Genomic DNA, 16,604 nt, shown 5'->3' with positions numbered 1-16,604 from the left:
GTTCGGCAGATCCACAACCTGCAGGTAGCATCGGTTCATGCGCCAAGGAGTGGATTACCTGCCCCGGCGGACTGTTGAACTATGATCGCCTGTCCTCCGCACTGAGCGTCCCCAGCGCCACCATCCGCAATTACATCGGCATCCTCGAACTCGTCTATTTGGTACAGCGAGTGCCGGCGTGGTCCGCGAACGCCACGACCCGGGCCGTATCCGCTCCGAAGCTGGTGTTCACCGATTCCGGCCTCGCCACCCATCTGCTGACGGGTGTCGACAACGATGCCACCGTCTGCGGTCTGGTCGAGACGTTCGTACTGGGCGAACTCTTGCGGCAACTCACCTGGAGCGAAACGCTGGCGCAACTGCATCACTACCGCGATCGTGATGGATATGAGGTCGACGCACTCCTGGAGAACAACGCAGGCCATGTGATCGGCATAGAGGTGAAAGCCGCTGAAACCGTCCGAGCCTCGGACTTCCGCGGGCTCCGGCATCTCGAACGCAGGTTGGGAGACCGCTTCCGCGCGGGCTTTGTCATGTACTGCGGCGACCAGCAACTTCCATTCGGTGAGAAAATGTCCGGCCTGCCGATCAGCGCCCTGTGGACCACTCCGGCCGATTGAGGACGGCCGGAGTCGCGATCTCGGGAAAACCCGGATACGCAGCTCGGCCGCAGCCGAGTACAAGATTGCGCGGAGCCGATCGCCGGCCCGAACCTCCGACTAGAGCTTCAGGCGCTGCAGTAGCGCCGGGATCTTGGACGCCGACATGAGCGCCTTGAACTGCCGGCTGTCGTCGCGCGGGAGGATTCCGCCGCGCTGGGTGACATCGAAGGCGTCGTAGAGGGTTTCGCCCTCCTCCATCAGTCCTTCGGCGTTGAAGTGGTAGCGGTCGACCGCGGGACATTGGATGAAGCGGCCGTTGCCGTAGAGCACGGGCGCGCTGCTGTCGTAGGGGTAGAGGCGCAGGGGGCCGTCCCAGTGGCCGCTGCCTATGTAACGGATGACGACCCGCACGCGCCCCTCGGGGGTCACGTCGAGGTAGACCTGGCCGGGCAGCGGGTCGTAACGCCAATCCGGGATGGCGTCGAAGAAGGCGAAATTGTATTTCACGAATTCGTCGATCCCGACGATGGTGCGGCCGAAGGTGGTGACGTCGGTGTAGCGGACGTCGGGCGCGTAGAGCTCGTGGTTGATGCTCATATCCCGCACCAGGAAACTCCACCAGTACTTCTTCGCCCACTCCATCAGCCAGGACAGATCCTGGCCGAGTTTGCTGTAGAGCTCCGTTTTCCGGTCGAATTCGACGAACCACTCCTGGGTGGTGGCCTGCAGTTCCGGTTCCGGGATCACCCGGATGGGTACCGCGCGGTTGGCGTCGAGGTATTCGGGGGCCGGCCGGGCGAGGCGGGGACGGCGCAGGGCTTGCTGGAACTGTTCGTCACTGAACACGGCACGAGCCTTTCGACGAGTGCGACCCGGGGTGTGGGTCGGCGGCGTGGTGAACCGGGCATTGGGCAGGTAGAGGCGCTCGCCGAAAGCCGCCACTGTCGTCGGGACATCGAAGCGCGGGTCGCGCAGGCGGCGCTCGACCGTGGCCCGGGCGCCCGTATGGTCGAACCTCACCTCGGCGATCGCGCCGATCCGGTTCTGCACCACGAGTAATCTGCCGTCGCGCCACAGCAGTCCATCACCATAGGGCACCGACTCGGCACCGAGGTCGACCGTCTCCGCCGCACCCGTCGCCGGGTCGACGCGGTGGAGCCGCCCGGCCGCCGACTGCACCACGATCAGCCCGGCGCACCGACGATCCCGTTGGCATTGATCGTGCCCGGCGAGAACTCGATATCACCGGTCAGCCGTAGCGTCTCCGCCTTCCCGGGCAGCGCACCCGAGGGACCGAGGGGCAGGTGGTACAGCACGGGCGTATGCGAATCGGTGAACCACGCACCTGAAGAGGTGAGCGCCACGTCGTTGACGAACGGATCCGCCGATCCGAACCGGTAGCGCGCCAGTACTTCACCCGTCCCGGTATCGATCACCCGGACGTCGCCCCCGGTGCCACCGGCGACGAACAGCCGGCCGTGCGGGTCGAGCGCGAGCCCGAGCGCCGGCGTACCCGGCCTCGGACTCAGTACCTCGCCGCGACCGGTCCGGAGATCGACCCGGTAGATGGTGCCGTCCACGCGCGATCCGAGGTAGGCGACCGGCGCCGATCCGATCGCGGTACCTTCGGGCGCGAACCCCGCGGGTAGTTCTATCGTGGCCGGAAAGTCCCGCGGCTCTGCGCAGCCGGGCACGAGGAGCGCCGTGCCGAGCACCACAAGGGTGATCACCCTGTCGAGAACACGCCGCATCGCGATCTCCGGTTCAGTAGCCGACCGTGAAATGTCGCACTCCACCGGGGTTCTCGAGTTCGTCGACGATCGCGACGGCGAGGTCCTCGGCCGAGATCCGGGAGTTTCCGGTAGCGTCGACCAGGAGCGTGGTGGTCCCGCGCCGGTATCTTCCCGTGCGCGATGCCGGCTCGAGGACGGCGGGCGGACTCAGATAGACCCAATCGGCCGGATGGGCGCGGCAGGCATCCAGTTGAGCGACGCTGGCGCCCGCGATCGTCCGGATCGGCTCGGGCACGTATTCGGGGCTGTCGATGACCAGCCGCTCGGGCTGCGCCGGGTTCCGCAGGGGCGCGGCACCACCCACGACGAGGACGCGAACTCCGTGCGTGGCCGCCGCGTCGAGCAGCGCGCCGGTGCTCGCGGCCACCGTATGCTCCTGACCCGGAGCCGGCCGGGTAGCGACCACGAGAGCATCCGCACCGGCCGACAACTCGCTCATTCGTGAGCGGTCGTGCGCGTCGCACCGGACGGCGACCACCCCGGGCGGCAGTAGGTTCGGCCGCGCGTTCCGGAAGACGGCCACCGGTTCGTGTCCGCGGTGGGCGGCTTCGGCGACGACTCGGGAACCGACCATCCCGGCGGCTCCGACGACAGCGATCTTCATCGCGATATCTCCTTCGTGACGAGGGTGACCGGGGTGGCGCGCCGCCGGGCCGGCGCGGGCAGCTGGCCCGCGACGATCGCCGCCAGCGAGAGCCCGAATCCCACGAGCTGGATCAGGCCGAGCGTCTGACCGAGCAGCACGGCCCCGAGAACGGCGGCGACCAGCGGCGAGAGCAACGTGAGGATCGCGACGGAGTTCACCGGGAGGGTGGTGACACCGCGGAACCACAGCACATAGGCGATGAGCCCACCGAACAGACCGAGCCAGAGATATCCGAGCGCAGCGGACAGGCCGATCTCCGGCGGCGGCCCTTCGACCAGGACCGTGAGCGGCGCCAGGAACAATCCACCCGCAGTGAGCTGCCAGCCGGCGAAAGCGGTCGGACCCACCCCGGCGGGCCGGCCCCAGCGTTTGGTGAGCGTCAGACCCAAAGCCATCGAGGCCGCACCACCCAGACCGGCGGCGACCCCGACGGGGTCGAAGGCCGCGGCCGGCCCGAGCACCACCAGACCGACGCCCGCCAACCCGATCACTCCCCAGGCCATCCGCCATCCGGAAGGACTTTCGTGCAGCACAGCCACCGCCAGCACCGCGACGACCAGGGGTTGCGCGGCCGCCAGGGTGGCGGCGACGCCGCCGGGCAGCCGTTCGGCCGCGATGAACAGCAGTGGGAACAGCAGGCCGATATTGAGCACCCCGAGTACCGCGGCCTTACCCCACCACGCGCCGCGCGGCAGCGTTCGGGTGAGGGCGAGCGCGAACAGCCCGGCCGGTAGTGCGCGCAGCAGGCCCGCGAACAGCGGATGCCCCGGCGGGAGCAGTTCGGTCGTGACGATATAGGTCGTGCCCCAGGCGACCGGCGCGAACGCGGTGAGCGCGGCCCGGGGCAGATCACCCCGGCGGGATTCCCCGGCCCCCACGGGGACCTCGTGTGCAGCTGGACTTTTCACTCTCGAAGTCTCACGCCACGGCTATTGATGAGTCCAACACATGTTTGTCACTCGAACGATCTCGATACATGATTGATCCATGGAGCTGCAACAGCTGCGCTATGTGCTGGCCGTCGCCGAAACGAACAACTTCACCCGGGCGGCCCAGCGCTGCCTGGTCGTCCAATCCGCACTCAGCCACCAGATCGCCCGCCTGGAACGCGAACTCGGCGCGAAACTGTTCGAGCGCACCAGCCGCCGGGTCCGGCCGACCCCCGCAGGCGTGGCCTTCCTACCGGCCGCGCGCCAATGCCTGGACGCCGCCGAACGCGCCGCCGCCGCGGCCGCTGCCGCCGTGGGTGAGGTGCGCGGCCGGCTCGCTGTCGGCCTGATCCCCTCGGTCACCGCGGTCGATCTCCCCGCCGCGCTGCGGGTTTTCCGCGGCCGCTACCCCCGTGTCCGTATCAGTCTCCGGGTCGGCGCGAGCGATGAACTCACCGAACAGGTCCGCGAAGGCACCCTCGATATCGCCTTTCTCGGACTGCCGACCACGGCACGGCCGCGGGGAGTCACCGCCCACGAACTCACCCGTGATCGACTCGTCGCCGTGGTCGCCCCCGAGCATCCGCTCGCCCGCGAGGACTCGGTCGACCTGCTGCGCCTCTCCACCGAAACCTTCGTCGACCTCCCGGCCGGGACCGCCGGGCGGGCACAATCCGATCAGGCCTTCGCCGCCGCGGGAATCGACCGTGAGGTCGCCTTCGAGGTGTCGTCCGCCGAATACATCGCCCGCCTCGTCGAACAAGACCTGGGCGTGGCCATGCTGCCTTCCGCCTACGTACCGCAGCTCACCGGTGTGGTCACCGTCGAGGTCTCCGACGCCCCCGCCCGGGTGGAGTACATCGTCTGGAACAGCTTCTCCCGCACCCCCGCAGCCTCGGCTTTTCTCGCCGTTCTCGATATTCCCGCCCCGTCGGACTCCGGGGCGTAACCGTCAGGCCAGGTACTTGCGCAGCACTTCCTGATGGGTCGGGCGGGCGTCGTCCAGCCGTGCGCGCCCCTCCGCGGTGAGGGCCAGGAAGTTGGCACGGCGATCGAAATCACAGGCCGCCCGCTCCACCAGCCCGGCTTTTTCCAGCCGGGTCACCGTTCGCGAGAGCGCGCTCTGACTCAGGTACATCTCGGCCTCGATATCCTTCATCTTGACCTTATCCGCCTGCTCCACACCGCAGCGCCCGCCCAGGACCTGCAGCAACTCGAATTCGCTGAGCCCGAGCCGATGCCGGGCTTGCAGCGCGTTCTCGAGTTCGCACGAGGTGACGTGGTAGCGACGTAGCGTTTCGGACCACTTCGCGCAGACATCGTTGTCGGAGTCGTGGTACATGACCCGAGATTAGCATGTCAAGTCATTTTATGCCCACGCATTACATGCGTTGACATTCAATGCTCGTGCATTTAAGTTCTTTCGGGTGACCCTCACCGCACCAACCCCGCAGAACCTCGCCGCCGCAACAGCTACCGCACCGGCCGCCGGCCGCTGGGGACCGAAGCTGTGGGCGATCCTGTTCGTCGCCGGACTGGCGATGTTCCTCGACGCGCTCGACGTCTCCATGGTCGGCGTGGCACTCCCCTCCATCGGCCACGACCTGGACCTCGACACCTCCGCCCTGCAGTGGATCGTCAACGGCTACATCCTCGGTTACGGCGGCCTGCTGCTCCTCGGCGGACGTGCCGCCGACCTGCTCGGGCGCCGCCAGGTCTTCCTGACCGCCCTGGTGGTCTTCGGTATCGCCTCGCTGGTCGGCGGGCTCGTCGACGCCGGCTGGCTGCTGATCGCCACCCGGATCGTCAAAGGTGTAGCCGCCGCCTTCACCGCCCCGGCCGCCCTCTCGATCATCACCACGACATTCAAAGAGGGCCCGGACCGCAACCGGGCCCTGTCGATCTTCACCATCTTCGGCGCCACCGGATACGCCTCCGGCCTGATCGTCTCGGGCCTGCTCACCGGTATCGACTGGCGGCTGACCTTCTACATGCCCGTGGTGGTCGTCGCCGTGGTCATCGTCGCCGCCTACATCGTGGTGCCGCGCACCATCGAAAAAGAGGAGGGCCGTATCGATTTCACCGGCGCCGCCCTGCTGACCGGCGGAATGCTCGCCGCGGTCTACACCATCGTCACCGCCCCGGAGACCGGTTTCACCGCGACCGTCGTCGCGACCACCGTGCTGGCGGTCGGACTGCTCGGCGCCTTCTTCGTGACGGAGAAGCGGGTGAGCCACCCGCTGGTGCGGCTGAGCATCTTCCGGGTGAAGTCGATCGTGCGGGCCAACCTCGCGGCGCTGGCCATCTTCGGCTCCTACCTCAGCTTCCAGACCATCGTCTCGCTGTACCTGCAGAACACCCTGCAGTGGGAGCCGTTGCAGATGGCACTCGCGATGGCGCCCACCGGCATCATCGTCGCCATCCTGTCCCCGATGGCCGGTAAGCTCATCGACCGCTTCGGCACCGGCCCGATGATCCTGGCCGCGCTCACCTCGTTCGTCGGCGGCTACCTCTGGTTCCTCGCCCGCGGCGGCAGCCCCGACCCCGCCTACGCGGTCGACTACCTGCCCGCGTTCCTGCTGCTCGGCCTCGGTTTCGCGCTCGGCTTCTCCGCGGTCATGTCGCAGGCCACCGAGGGTATCGCCGACCATGAGCAGGGCCTGGCCTCCGGCCTGGTGCAGACCTCGTTCCAGATCGGCGGCGCGGTGGTCCTCGCCGTCGCCACCGGTCTGATCAGCGGTGCGGCCACGGGCGGCATCGACGGTTATCGGCCGGGGCTCTACCTGGTCACCGCGGTCGCGGTGGTCGGCCTGCTGGCCTCGGCCACGGCGCTGCTGGCACGCAAACAGCCGGTCGCCGAACTCGCGTAGCGGTTTCGGATCGAGAACGGGGTCGCCGATTCGGCGGCCCCGTTCTCGGCACCGGGAACCAGGTTCGTGGTGGCGCGGTACGCGCCGCCCGGCAGCGTCGAAGGCCGGTTCGACCAGAACGTGGGCAGGCACGTCCAGAGCCGGCGGCCGCGGGCAGCGCATCCCGGCTCCCGTCGACGGCGATGCGCCGTCCGGCAGCGACAGACGTCCGGATCGGGCGATGCCGCAGCGGGTACCACCCGGAGCCGGTCGGCACCAGAAGATCAGAAGGGCCGCTGGGTGCGGATGATTTCGGCCAGGTAGGCGTAGTCGTCGGCCCGGCCGCTGGACGCACGGAAGACCAGGCCGAGGGTGCGCCCCGGTGCCGGATTCGCGAAACGTGCGGTATCGAGTGCGCCGCGTCCGGTCTCGGCGGCGACCGCCATTTCCGGGATGAGAGTGATCCCGAGTCCTCCGGCCACGCACTGAACAACTGTGGACAGCGACGCCGCACGGGTGTCCCCGGCCCCACCCGGGTGGACGTCCGTGGAACGGCACAGTTCGAGGGTCTGGTCCCGCAGGCAGTGCCCCTCGTCGAGGAGCAGCATCGGTAGCGCGCCCAGCGCCGCGGGCTCGATATCGCTGCGACCGGCCAGCGCGTGGCCGGCGGGGACCACCAGGACGAATTCCTCGGTATACAACGGTATTTCGACCAGTCCCGCGGCCTCGGCGGGCAGGGCGAGCACCGCGACGTCGAGCACTCCGGCGCGCAGCTCGTCGATCAGGCGGGCTGTTTTGTCCTCGATCACCTGCGGGGTCAGCGCGGGGAGTTTGCGATGCAGGGTGGGCAGCAGGGCCGGGAGGATGTAGGGGGCCGCGGTGGGGATGATCCCGATGCGGAGTACACCGGCGAGGATGTCCCCGGTGGCCGCGGCCAGGAAACGGTCGGCGGCTTCGAGCGTGGCCGTGGCGGCGGGGAGCAGCCGGGCACCGGCCGCGGTCACCAGGACGCGCCGGGTGCTGCGCTCGATGAGCTGCAGTCCGAGCCCGCTTTCCAGGGCGGCCAATGCCTGCGACAACGTGGGCTGGCTCACCTCGAGCCGCGCCGCGGCGGTACCGAAGTGCCGGTATTCGGCGACCGCGACGAACGCACGCAGCTGTGACAGGGTGGGTTGATAAGACTGATCGGTCACGCCTATCAGTCTAGTGCGACTCATCACTTTTGCCTTTTGCCGGGGATTCGGCAAGATTACTTACGAGCTTTCGCCTGACCGGCTGGAAATCGACCAGGCCGGTACCACTGATACAAGAAGGAGTTTCGGGCATGCCCCTGCTGACCATCGGCGACCAGTTCCCCGCCTACGACCTCACCGCGGTGATCGGTGGTGACTTGTCCAAGGTCGACGCTCAGCAGCCGGACGACTATTTCACCCGGGTCACCAGCGCCGATCACGCGGGCAAGTGGCGGATCGTGTTCTTCTGGCCGAAGGACTTCACCTTCGTGTGCCCGACCGAGATCGCCGCGTTCGGCAAGCTGAACGAGGAGTTCGCCGACCGTGACGCCCAGGTCCTCGGCGCGTCCGTGGACAACGAGTTCGTGCACTTCCAGTGGCGGGCCCAGCACGAGGACCTGAAGACGCTGCCCTTCCCCATCCTGTCGGACCTCAAGCGTGAACTGGCCGCCGCCACCGGTGTGCTCAATGCCGACGGCGTCGCCGACCGCGCCACCTTCATCGTCGACCCGAACAACGAGATCCAGTTCGTGTCGGTGACCGCCGGTTCGGTCGGCCGCAATGTCGACGAGGTACTGCGCGTGCTGGACGCGCTGCAGTCCGACGAACTGTGCGCCTGCAACTGGAAGAAGGGCGACCCGACCATCGACGCGCGCGAACTGCTGGCCGCGAGCGTCTGAGAGCGGAAGGAGAAGCGGTGAGTATCGACAATCTGAAGGGCTCGCTCCCCGAGTACGCCAAGGACCTCAAGCTCAACCTGTCGTCCATTTCGCGGACGACGGTGCTCAACGAGCAGCAACTCTGGGGCACCCTGCTGGCCGCGGCCGCCGCGACCCGCTCTACGGCGACCCTGCGGGAGATCGCCGAGGAGGCGGCCGGCGTGCTGTCCGCCGAGGCCTACAACGCCGCGCTGGGCGCGGCCTCGATCATGGGTATGAACAATGTGTTCTACCGGGGCAAGGCGTTCTTGGACGGTAAGTACGACGATCTGCGGGCCGGTCTGCGCATGCAGATCATCGGCGCCCCCGGTGTCGACAAGGCCGATTTCGAACTCTGGTCGTTCGCGGTGTCCTCGATCAACGGCTGCCGGCACTGCCTGGAAGCGCACGAGCACACGCTGCGTGAGGCGGGTGTATCACGCGAGGTGATCTTCGAGGCGTTGCGCGCCGCGGCGATCGTGGCCGGGGTCGGGCAGGCCGTGCAGGCCACCGAGGCACTGGCGACCGCCTCGGTCTAGATTCACCGGTTCGCCTCGGCAGGGCGCATCGATCGACCCGATACCGGGGCGGCGCGGAATTCTTCGCGCCGCCCCGGTGCCGTAGACGCCACCGGACCAGACTATTGCACGGTGAACCCGACCAACCGGTTACGCGAACTGAATATCCCGGTAACGCTGGACGATCGCCCGGTCGGCACCCACTCGTGGGCTACTGGGAAGACGCAGGCCGGCTACGGCAGCGGCACGCACGAACTGCCGGTGTTCAGCCCCGGCCCTCGCACATCGACTTCGAGGTACTTCGACGATGTGTACTGCCCCGGGGTGAACTGCTGGGCGGTGATGTTCTGACGCCCGGTGTATTTCGGCGTCCATTCGAAGGTCGCCGTCCTGTTGTCCGGGTGATAGACGGCCTGGCCCAGCCGCTCTCCGTTACCCGGAACCGAGCCACCGCTGTTGATGATGGTGACCTCACCGGCCTCGGACGGCGGCGCGTCGACTGTCGCGGTGACCGTATAGGCGCAACCGGTCCGCAGCCCCTCCGGACCGGCGGCGATATCCACTTCCGTCACGGCCGCTCCCGCACCCGGTGCCGCGTATGCTGCCGCGACACCCAGAGCGCTCAGCAGGGCGGCGAAGCCGAAATGTCGGATATTGCTGTGCATATCGAACCTTTCGTGATCTTCGATAGGGCCCTCCGACCCTCCACACTCGACCGGTACCCGCCGACCGGGCGGTCGACACGCAGTTCACGCGCCGAGATCGACGGTGGCCCGGAAATCGCTCGGCCGGATACCCCGGTGTCGTTTGAACGCGGCACTGAAACCGAACGCGTCCGCATAGCCCACGGCCTTCGCCACCTGCGCCACCGTCAGACTGCGATCGGTGAGCAGTTCCTCCGCCTCGTCCATCCGGCATTCGGTGAGATACGCCAACGGCGACTGCCCCATGACCTCGGAGAACCGCCGCGCGAACAGGGCCCGTGAAACACCCGCTTCCGCGGCCAGCGACGCGACCGTCCACCCGGCGGCGGGCTTTCCGTGCATGGCCTCCAACGCCGGCCCCACCACCGGATCGGCCGGCCCGCGATACCAGCCCGGCGCGCCCGCGTCCTGCCCGTCGAACCAATCACGCAGCGTGCACACCAGACTCCAGTCGAGCAGCCGGTCCATCAACGCCTGCGCACCGGCCGGCCGCCGGACCGCGTCCGTGGCCACCGACTCCATCCACGCGCACACCTCCACATCGTCGGAGACCACCAGAACCGGCGGCACCGCGCGCAGCAGGCGTGCGTGGCGCCGGCCCGAGGCCCGGTAGGCGCCGACGACCAGCGCGGTCTCACCGGCCAGGTCGTCGCCCCAGCGGCCGTCGTCCAGCGCGGCATCACATTTCACGTCCGGCGCGAAGCAGGCGATCTCGTATTGCTCGTGGGGCAGGTCGACCGTGCCCGCGTGGTCGGCGAAGAGAAACGGTTCCGGGCCGCGCACGACGGCCGTGTCCCCGGCCACGATCCGGCGCTCGATCCCACCGGGCAGCAGCAGGGTGCCCCCGCCGCGCAGCACGGTGATCATGGTGAGCGGCGCGCGATCGGCGAACCGGATACTCCATGGGGCTTCCAGCACCGCGTTGGTGAGTACGGCACCTTCGGCACGAATACCGCTCAGCAGGGCGCTCAATGGATCCACCCCCTCAAGGGTAGACGACCTCCTATCAGATCTAGACCTTTACCCATAGATCGTCCACCGAATGCGGTGTGGAATCAGATGACACCGCACAACCGAGCATCCGGAGAGCCGGATCGAGATGGAGGATCCCGTGTCGCACACCACGACCGACGACGCCACGCCCACCCGCACCGCCCTCGTCGTCGTCGCCCACCCGCGCCGCGACTCGCTCACCGCCCATATCGCCGACCTCGCCGCCCAGCGGCTCACCGCGGCGGGCTACCGCATCGACCTGCTCGACCTGCACGCCGAGAACTTCGATCCCCGGATGAACACCGCGGATCTTCCGGAATGGGGAAACCGGGAGAAGATGTACTCGCCGGAGGTCGAGAACCATATGCGGCGCGTCCTCGCCGCCGACGTCATCGTCGCGGTGTTCCCGGTGTACTGGGTACAGGTCCCGGCGATCCTCAAAGGCTGGATCGACCGCGTGTGGAACTACGGATTCGCCTACGGCCGCAGCAAACCCCGGCTCGCGGGCAAACGGATGCTGTGGCTCGGCCTGGCCGGCGCGGCGGACGACGACGGCGTCGTCGACATCATGCAGCAGTCCCTCGGCATGCAACTCAACGACGGTATCGCGTACTACTGCGGCCTGGCCGAGTCGTCGGTGGGACTGCTGCCCGGCGCGGAGGAGAAACGACAGCGGGTGGACGCAGACGGCAATCTGCTGCTCGACGAGGCACTCACCGGCGCGGTACGCGACGCCCACTACGCGGCGCTGGAAGACCGGGCCCGGCGCTTCGTCGACGATTTCCTGGTCGGTGACCGGGTCCCCGCCTGACCGGTAGAGGTTCCGCCGCCCGGTGTACGCACGCATTCGTACGCCGGGCGCGGCCCCTCCGCCCCGACGCGAACCGGGCGCCGGTGTTCCGGATCGGGATCGAATGGGCGCGTCTGCGACAGTTTCTGCCCGGCGCCCCGCTTCCTCGTCGACTCGTCGGCAGGAGCCCACGCCCGTTCAGCCGCCCGCCGAGCCGACCGGGCGCACCGGCCGCGAGGGTACAAAGACAGCCGGCCGAACACGGATTCATCGAGGAGGCCCCGGAGCCGGCCAAGGGGAAAGAGCGGTGGTGGCGTTCGCCGCCCAAGGATCCGCGGTCTCGAATGGACCGCGAACGGACGCACCCTGCCATGGCTGGCACTGCGGATCGTTGCCGTGTGCGCGGTTGTCGCGCTGGGCTACCTCGTTATGCGAACGCCCCGCTCACCGGCCGGAATGTCGAAAGGTGCGTGGACCCGAGGGGCGGTAGCGGTCGTCGGCGGAACAGGGTTCGTGTGCTGGGCGATCTACTGGGGCCTGCTACTTCCCTGACTTCACAGCCCTGCGCGCACCCCCGGTCCTACGGGATCGGCGTCCCGACGATCCACTCGTGACCGAACGGGTCCCGCACCCGCCCTTGACGTGCGCCGTACGGCTGATCCGCCACCTCGAACACGATATCGCCGCCGGCCTCCGCCATCCGCTGGGCGACGCGGTCCGGATCGGCCGACACCACAGAGAGAAGAAGTCCGCGCCCGCCGAGCCGCAGCGGGTCCTGATCGAACTCGTCGGCATCCTTTACCTCGAGTACGGCTCCGCACGGAAGTCCGAGCGCGGCGAAAACCACCCTGCCGTCCGCCTCGTGCCGCTGCTGAAGAGCGGCATCGAACACGCCGGTGTAGTAGCGGATCGCCGCGTCGGCGCCCTCGACGATCAGTTTCGGGGTGATCTGCTCGATGTTCATGAATGGAGTATGGGCGGAGCCGCCACCCACCGACTTGGAGATTTGTCTCCTACCGGCGCGGGTGGCGGCGAGATGGTAGAAAATCCCCTGGTGAGCCCCGAGGTCTCGGCGGTGAACCGCGCCCCACGTGACGTCGCGCAAGGCGCGGTTCCCGTGCCCACCTCTGGTGTTCTCGGCTACTTCTGATGAAGTGTGCTCAGAACGGCTGGCCCTGCAGGAGCGCGAACGCACCCGCGATGAAGAACAGGGGAATGAAGAGGGCGGTGGCGACAGGGTCGCCATTGAGGTAGCCCTGGCGAATATTTTCCATTGCTGCTGCGGAACCCGAATTCATATCAGCTGACCCTTTCGCTGTGTCGTGGTTCGACAGAGCCCACAGTACCGACGCGCCCGAGAACACCCTCACCACCGGCGACTTCGTGCGCACACCTGCCACCACACCGAGCGAGACAATGGTCCGCGGCGGCGTGCGGCCGCCCATATTCCGGACTGACATCATGGGAGTTGTGAACGAGCGGAAAGAACCGGTCCTGTACGCCATCGTCACCGGCTCGCCGCCCGCCCGTGACGTCATCCGGCTCGTCGACCTGGCTCGGGCCGACGGTTGGGACGTCTGCGTTATCGCCTCCCCGGACGGCCGCGGTTTCATCGACACCGACATGCTCGAAGAGCGGACCGGTCACCCGGTGCGCAGCCACTACAAGAAACCCGGCACGCCCGATGTCCTGCCGCCCGCCGACGCCATGATCGCGGCGCCCCTCACCTGCAATTCCATGGCCAAATGGGCTGCGGGGATCTCCGATACGCTGCCGCTCGGACTACTGGTCGAAGCGGTGGGCAAGGGGCTGCCGGTGGTGGCGGTACCGTTCTCCAACCGAGCGCAGATGAGCTTTCCGGCAGTGCAGGTGGCGAGGCGAAACCTGTCCGAATGGGGGGTAACCGTGCTGGCCGGCGACGAGCAGCACGAACCGGGGACGGGCGCGAACCGCCTGGATCTGTTTCCTTGGGAAGCCGCCTGGCGCGCGGTTCTCGACCATCCACGTCGCACTGCCGGTCACGGCTGATCGCCGAAGCGGACTCCTACCACCGGCGATCGGACCGTTGGAACTCCGCGGCCGGACGTGACCCCCGGGGCGTCGGCTCGCCCCTCGGGCCGTATTGAAACCGACGGCCGTGGTTCACTGCGCCGAAGATGGTGGCCACACCTCCATCGCGTGCGATCGCTTCGAGCCGAACCCCCCTTACTCTCCGAAACGAACCACTAGTGTTTCGCGAAACACTCGACGGTAGTCCCGAATTCGATCCCGAAGGAGTTCCGAATGAGACGAATGATGACGAGAGCAGCCGGCGTGCTGGCAGCCGCTGGACTGGCGCCCCTACTCCTGACTGCCACTGCCCACGCCGAAGCGGGCACCGTTCACTTCACCGTCGGAACCTTCAGCTGCGCCATCTACGGCGACGGAACGGTCGGCTGCGACATCGCGCAACCCACCCGCCTCCAATACCGCTTCCTACCGATCCCGTTGCAGACGAACGAGATCGTCATCGACCAGTCGTGGCTGCCCGCGCACCCGACCTTCGACGGTGGCACGCCGTACACGCTCCCCGGCGGAAACCCGCAGATCAGCGACGTCAAAACCGGAGTGGGCACGTGGGGGCCCTACGTCGAACACGCCGGCGCGCGCTGCGACGTAGGGTTCCACGGCAGCTTCGGATGCCGATCCAAGGGACAAGGTTTCACCGTCTACAGCGGCACTATCTCGGCCTGACCCTCCGCGGCACGGACCGGGACCACGCCTCGCGACTACGCCGCGCTCGTCACCGGAATCGACCGGCCGTCGGCAGACCCACAGCCCAGACCGACAGGAGGTGATCGAATACCGCGTCAGCCGGCCGAGCTGGTCCCGAGTGCTTCCACAGCGGCCCGGGCGGCGGCGGCCACCAGAGCATTGTCCGGTTCGGCATCCTGCTCGGATTTCGTGGTGAGCACCGCGATGACCACCGGGGCCCGTCCCGGCGGCCAGGCCACGGCGACGTCGAGGGCAGAACCGTACGCCGGGGACCCGGTTTTGTTGCCGGCCTTCCAGCCGGCGGGCAGCCCCGCGCGGATGCGATTGCCGCCGGTCGCGCTGGCGACGAGCCACGCGGACAGCTGCGCGCGTTCGGGTTCCGCGAGGCTGTCGCCGACTACCAGCGCGCGATAGTCGGCGACCAGCGCGGCGGGAGTGGTGGTGTCGCGTTCGTCGCCGGGAATCGCGGTATTCAGCTCGGTTTCCCAGCGGTCCAGTCGCGAGGTGTTGTCACCGAGGGTGCGGAGGAACGCGGTGAAGCCCGCGGGGCCGTCGAGCAGTTTCAGGATCTGATTGCCGGCCGTGTTGTCGGACACCGTGATGGCCGCCTCGCACAGGGCGGCCACCGTCATCCCGGTATCGACATGCTGCTCGGTGACCGGCGAGTTCTCGACGAGATCGGCGCGCGGATACCGGATCACCCGATCGAAGAACCCCGAGGACAGCGGATGCTTGTGCAGCAAGGCACCGCAGGCGAGGCCCTTGAACGTGGATGCCATCGGAAACCGCTCACCGTCACGGTAGGCAACGCTGCGGCCGTCGGCGGTGTCGACCGCGAATACCCCCAGTCGCGCGCCGTGTGCCGCTTCCAGGTCGGCGAACTGCTGTGTCGTCACAACCTGGCCGGTAGTGCCCGCGGGTGCGGTCGCGACCGTGGTACCGGGGCCGGCATCGCATGCGGTGGCCGCCGAGAGCGCGGACACCGCCAGCGCGGCGGCAGCGAGTCGGCGGCGATCGAGCGAAAGGAACTGAACGAGTGCGGAGAGTTTCACCCCCGCAGCACACCACCACACCCGGGAGCGAGACCAATACGCAACTCCCCCGCCGACGGGTCGGACTTGATATCGCCGCAGTTCACCCGATCCGAACGCGTCATGACGGGCACTGCCGACCACGCTCGGCCGGGCGGTAGCGGCGCGCCGCACCAGGCCGGCTACGTTCACATCGGGACCGAGACAAAACCGAATTCCCGCAGCATCCGGCCTTCTGTCGCATCCGCCCACGCGGTGGCCACGAAATCGAGGGTGTCCCCGGGCAGGTCGTCGGGGTCGGACCAGACGAGTTGGCTGCATTTGTGTGGTTCGCGGATCTCCGGTGTGCCCTGCCACGACTCCGCGGCGAAGAAGATATCGACCCGGGGTTCGCCGGCCCAGCGGAACATTGTGCCGCTCGGGCGTAGATCGACGGGGGCAACGGCGATTCCGAGTTCCTCGGCGAGCTCACGGACCACCGACACGGTAAGAGCCTGCCCGCGGTCGACGTGGGCGGAGGGCAACCCGAGTCGCCCGTCGGCGTAACCGCGACCGGCACGGCGCAACAACAGGATTCGGCCGCGGTCGACGAGAAAGACGTGGGCCGCCACCGGATAGCGGTCGTGCTTGGTATCGAAAACATATCCCGACATGGGCTTCCTCATTCCGTAGTTTCCGCAGCGGGCGGCTGGGATCGCGTGACAGGTCGGCGTACACGGTAGCGCCCCCGCGACCCGGTCCGGACGCGGTGCGGAAGGTGTTTCGGCCGGCAATCGACCATGGACCGATCCTCGCGACTCCTGTCATTTGCATCCGGAAGCGAGGCGCGAAAAACTGACGGCTCGACCGTAGGCGCAGACAGGTAGAGGAAAATTGCTGAGAGACAGTATTTTCCACGATCTGCACGAAATCGGCACTGCTCCCCCGGGGGCGTGCCGGGCCCTTCGAAGACCATGTCGTGCGGCCCTCCTGACCGGTCCCCGATAGTGCGACCACCCGGTTTCAGAGTCCGAGCGTTGTCATCGGTATTCAGTTGATGTCGCAGCCCACCGGGTGGTGGGTGTG

At 67.8% G+C, this 16,604-nt stretch carries 20 protein-coding genes; 8 read left to right on the top strand and 12 right to left on the bottom strand.

Annotated features, from left to right (window positions below; genetic code table 11):
- Positions 1-74: 74 nt before the first annotated feature.
- On the top strand, positions 75-620 hold the full coding sequence (locus tag ACLML9_RS10100; RefSeq protein WP_411945262.1) for a DUF4143 domain-containing protein: 546 nt from the start codon (positions 75-77) through the stop codon (positions 618-620).
- Positions 621-719: 99 nt separating this feature from the next.
- Here ACLML9_RS10100 and ACLML9_RS10095 read toward each other — a convergent pair whose 3' ends face one another.
- From ACLML9_RS10095 to ACLML9_RS10080, 4 genes are read right to left on the bottom strand one after another with little or no spacing between them, the layout of a single operon-like run.
- Complete coding sequence (locus ACLML9_RS10095) at positions 720-1,784, bottom strand: hypothetical protein (protein WP_411945261.1); 1,065 nt, start codon at positions 1,782-1,784, stop codon at positions 720-722.
- Positions 1,785-1,786: 2 nt separating this feature from the next.
- Positions 1,787-2,353 carry a hypothetical protein gene (locus ACLML9_RS10090; protein WP_411945260.1) on the bottom strand — a complete coding sequence of 189 codons (567 nt, stop codon included), beginning with the start codon at positions 2,351-2,353 and terminating at the stop codon, positions 1,787-1,789.
- A gap of 13 nt (positions 2,354-2,366) precedes the next feature.
- The gene (locus ACLML9_RS10085; protein ID WP_411945259.1) at positions 2,367-2,999 is read right to left on the bottom strand and encodes an NAD(P)-dependent oxidoreductase; all 633 of its coding nucleotides are present in this window, start codon (positions 2,997-2,999) and stop codon (positions 2,367-2,369) included.
- Positions 2,996-3,949 (bottom strand): EamA family transporter, encoded by a 954-nt coding sequence (locus tag ACLML9_RS10080; RefSeq protein WP_411945258.1) that lies wholly within the window; start codon positions 3,947-3,949, stop codon positions 2,996-2,998. The genes ACLML9_RS10085 and ACLML9_RS10080 overlap by 4 nt, the downstream gene beginning before the upstream one ends.
- 79 nt (positions 3,950-4,028) lie before the next feature.
- Here ACLML9_RS10080 and ACLML9_RS10075 point away from each other — a divergent pair, with 79 nt between their 5' ends.
- Positions 4,029-4,919 carry a LysR family transcriptional regulator gene (locus ACLML9_RS10075; protein ID WP_411945257.1) on the top strand — a complete coding sequence of 297 codons (891 nt, stop codon included), beginning with the start codon at positions 4,029-4,031 and terminating at the stop codon, positions 4,917-4,919.
- A 3-nt stretch (positions 4,920-4,922) separates the two neighbouring features.
- Here the strand turns inward: ACLML9_RS10075 and ACLML9_RS10070 are convergent, their stop codons facing one another.
- Positions 4,923-5,312: a MarR family winged helix-turn-helix transcriptional regulator gene (locus ACLML9_RS10070; RefSeq protein ID WP_411945256.1), complete on the bottom strand. Its 390-nt coding sequence runs from the start codon at positions 5,310-5,312 to the stop codon at positions 4,923-4,925.
- An 85-nt stretch (positions 5,313-5,397) separates the two neighbouring features.
- Between ACLML9_RS10070 and ACLML9_RS10065 the strand changes: the two genes are divergently transcribed.
- Positions 5,398-6,840, top strand: coding sequence for an MFS transporter (locus ACLML9_RS10065; protein WP_411945255.1), 1,443 nt, complete (start codon positions 5,398-5,400; stop codon positions 6,838-6,840).
- Between the two features lie 263 nt (positions 6,841-7,103).
- Here ACLML9_RS10065 and ACLML9_RS10060 read toward each other — a convergent pair whose 3' ends face one another.
- Entirely contained in the window at positions 7,104-8,012 is a 909-nt protein-coding gene (locus ACLML9_RS10060) for a hydrogen peroxide-inducible genes activator (RefSeq protein ID WP_411945254.1), read from the bottom strand.
- Between the two features lie 131 nt (positions 8,013-8,143).
- On the opposite strand from ACLML9_RS10060, the gene ACLML9_RS10055 reads away from it, so the two are divergent.
- Together ACLML9_RS10055 and ACLML9_RS10050 are read left to right on the top strand one after the other, a co-directional pair.
- Positions 8,144-8,731 (top strand): peroxiredoxin, encoded by a 588-nt coding sequence (locus ACLML9_RS10055; protein WP_030523929.1) that lies wholly within the window; start codon positions 8,144-8,146, stop codon positions 8,729-8,731.
- Between the two features lie 17 nt (positions 8,732-8,748).
- The gene (locus tag ACLML9_RS10050) at positions 8,749-9,288 is read left to right on the top strand and encodes a carboxymuconolactone decarboxylase family protein (protein ID WP_411945253.1); all 540 of its coding nucleotides are present in this window, start codon (positions 8,749-8,751) and stop codon (positions 9,286-9,288) included.
- 212 nt (positions 9,289-9,500) lie between these two features.
- On the opposite strand, the gene ACLML9_RS10045 is transcribed toward ACLML9_RS10050, so the two are convergent.
- Both ACLML9_RS10045 and ACLML9_RS10040 read right to left on the bottom strand, forming a co-directional pair.
- Positions 9,501-9,932: a hypothetical protein gene (locus tag ACLML9_RS10045; protein ID WP_411945252.1), complete on the bottom strand. Its 432-nt coding sequence runs from the start codon at positions 9,930-9,932 to the stop codon at positions 9,501-9,503.
- 84 nt (positions 9,933-10,016) lie between these two features.
- On the bottom strand, positions 10,017-10,952 hold the full coding sequence (locus ACLML9_RS10040; RefSeq protein ID WP_411945251.1) for an AraC family transcriptional regulator: 936 nt from the start codon (positions 10,950-10,952) through the stop codon (positions 10,017-10,019).
- 130 nt (positions 10,953-11,082) lie between these two features.
- Between ACLML9_RS10040 and ACLML9_RS10035 the strand changes: the two genes are divergently transcribed.
- Positions 11,083-11,775, top strand: coding sequence for an NAD(P)H oxidoreductase (locus ACLML9_RS10035; protein WP_411945250.1), 693 nt, complete (start codon positions 11,083-11,085; stop codon positions 11,773-11,775).
- 559 nt (positions 11,776-12,334) lie between these two features.
- Here ACLML9_RS10035 and ACLML9_RS10030 read toward each other — a convergent pair.
- Positions 12,335-12,718, bottom strand: coding sequence for a VOC family protein (locus tag ACLML9_RS10030; protein ID WP_411945249.1), 384 nt, complete (start codon positions 12,716-12,718; stop codon positions 12,335-12,337).
- Between the two features lie 196 nt (positions 12,719-12,914).
- Positions 12,915-13,199 (bottom strand): hypothetical protein, encoded by a 285-nt coding sequence (locus ACLML9_RS10025; RefSeq protein ID WP_411945248.1) that lies wholly within the window; start codon positions 13,197-13,199, stop codon positions 12,915-12,917.
- A 25-nt stretch (positions 13,200-13,224) separates the two neighbouring features.
- Here ACLML9_RS10025 and ACLML9_RS10020 point away from each other — a divergent pair, with 25 nt between their 5' ends.
- Both ACLML9_RS10020 and ACLML9_RS10015 read left to right on the top strand, forming a co-directional pair.
- Complete coding sequence (locus ACLML9_RS10020) at positions 13,225-13,782, top strand: flavoprotein (protein WP_411945247.1); 558 nt, start codon at positions 13,225-13,227, stop codon at positions 13,780-13,782.
- A 267-nt stretch (positions 13,783-14,049) separates the two neighbouring features.
- The gene (locus ACLML9_RS10015) at positions 14,050-14,487 is read left to right on the top strand and encodes a hypothetical protein (protein ID WP_411945246.1); all 438 of its coding nucleotides are present in this window, start codon (positions 14,050-14,052) and stop codon (positions 14,485-14,487) included.
- A 116-nt stretch (positions 14,488-14,603) separates the two neighbouring features.
- Here the strand turns inward: ACLML9_RS10015 and bla are convergent, their stop codons facing one another.
- Together bla and ACLML9_RS10005 are read right to left on the bottom strand one after the other, a co-directional pair.
- Positions 14,604-15,560 carry a class A beta-lactamase gene (bla, locus tag ACLML9_RS10010; RefSeq protein ID WP_411945245.1) on the bottom strand — a complete coding sequence of 319 codons (957 nt, stop codon included), beginning with the start codon at positions 15,558-15,560 and terminating at the stop codon, positions 14,604-14,606.
- A gap of 167 nt (positions 15,561-15,727) precedes the next feature.
- Positions 15,728-16,192 carry an NUDIX domain-containing protein gene (locus ACLML9_RS10005; RefSeq protein ID WP_411945244.1) on the bottom strand — a complete coding sequence of 155 codons (465 nt, stop codon included), beginning with the start codon at positions 16,190-16,192 and terminating at the stop codon, positions 15,728-15,730.
- Between the last annotated feature and the right edge of the window lie 412 nt (positions 16,193-16,604).

This window comes from Nocardia sp. NPDC002869 (assembly GCF_046764065.1).
In the GTDB taxonomy this organism is placed as follows: Bacteria; Actinomycetota; Actinomycetes; order Mycobacteriales; family Mycobacteriaceae; genus Nocardia; species Nocardia rhamnosiphila.
The sequence above is the reverse complement of the archived record's forward strand: the minus strand, read 5'-3'. Positions and strand labels throughout refer to the sequence as shown.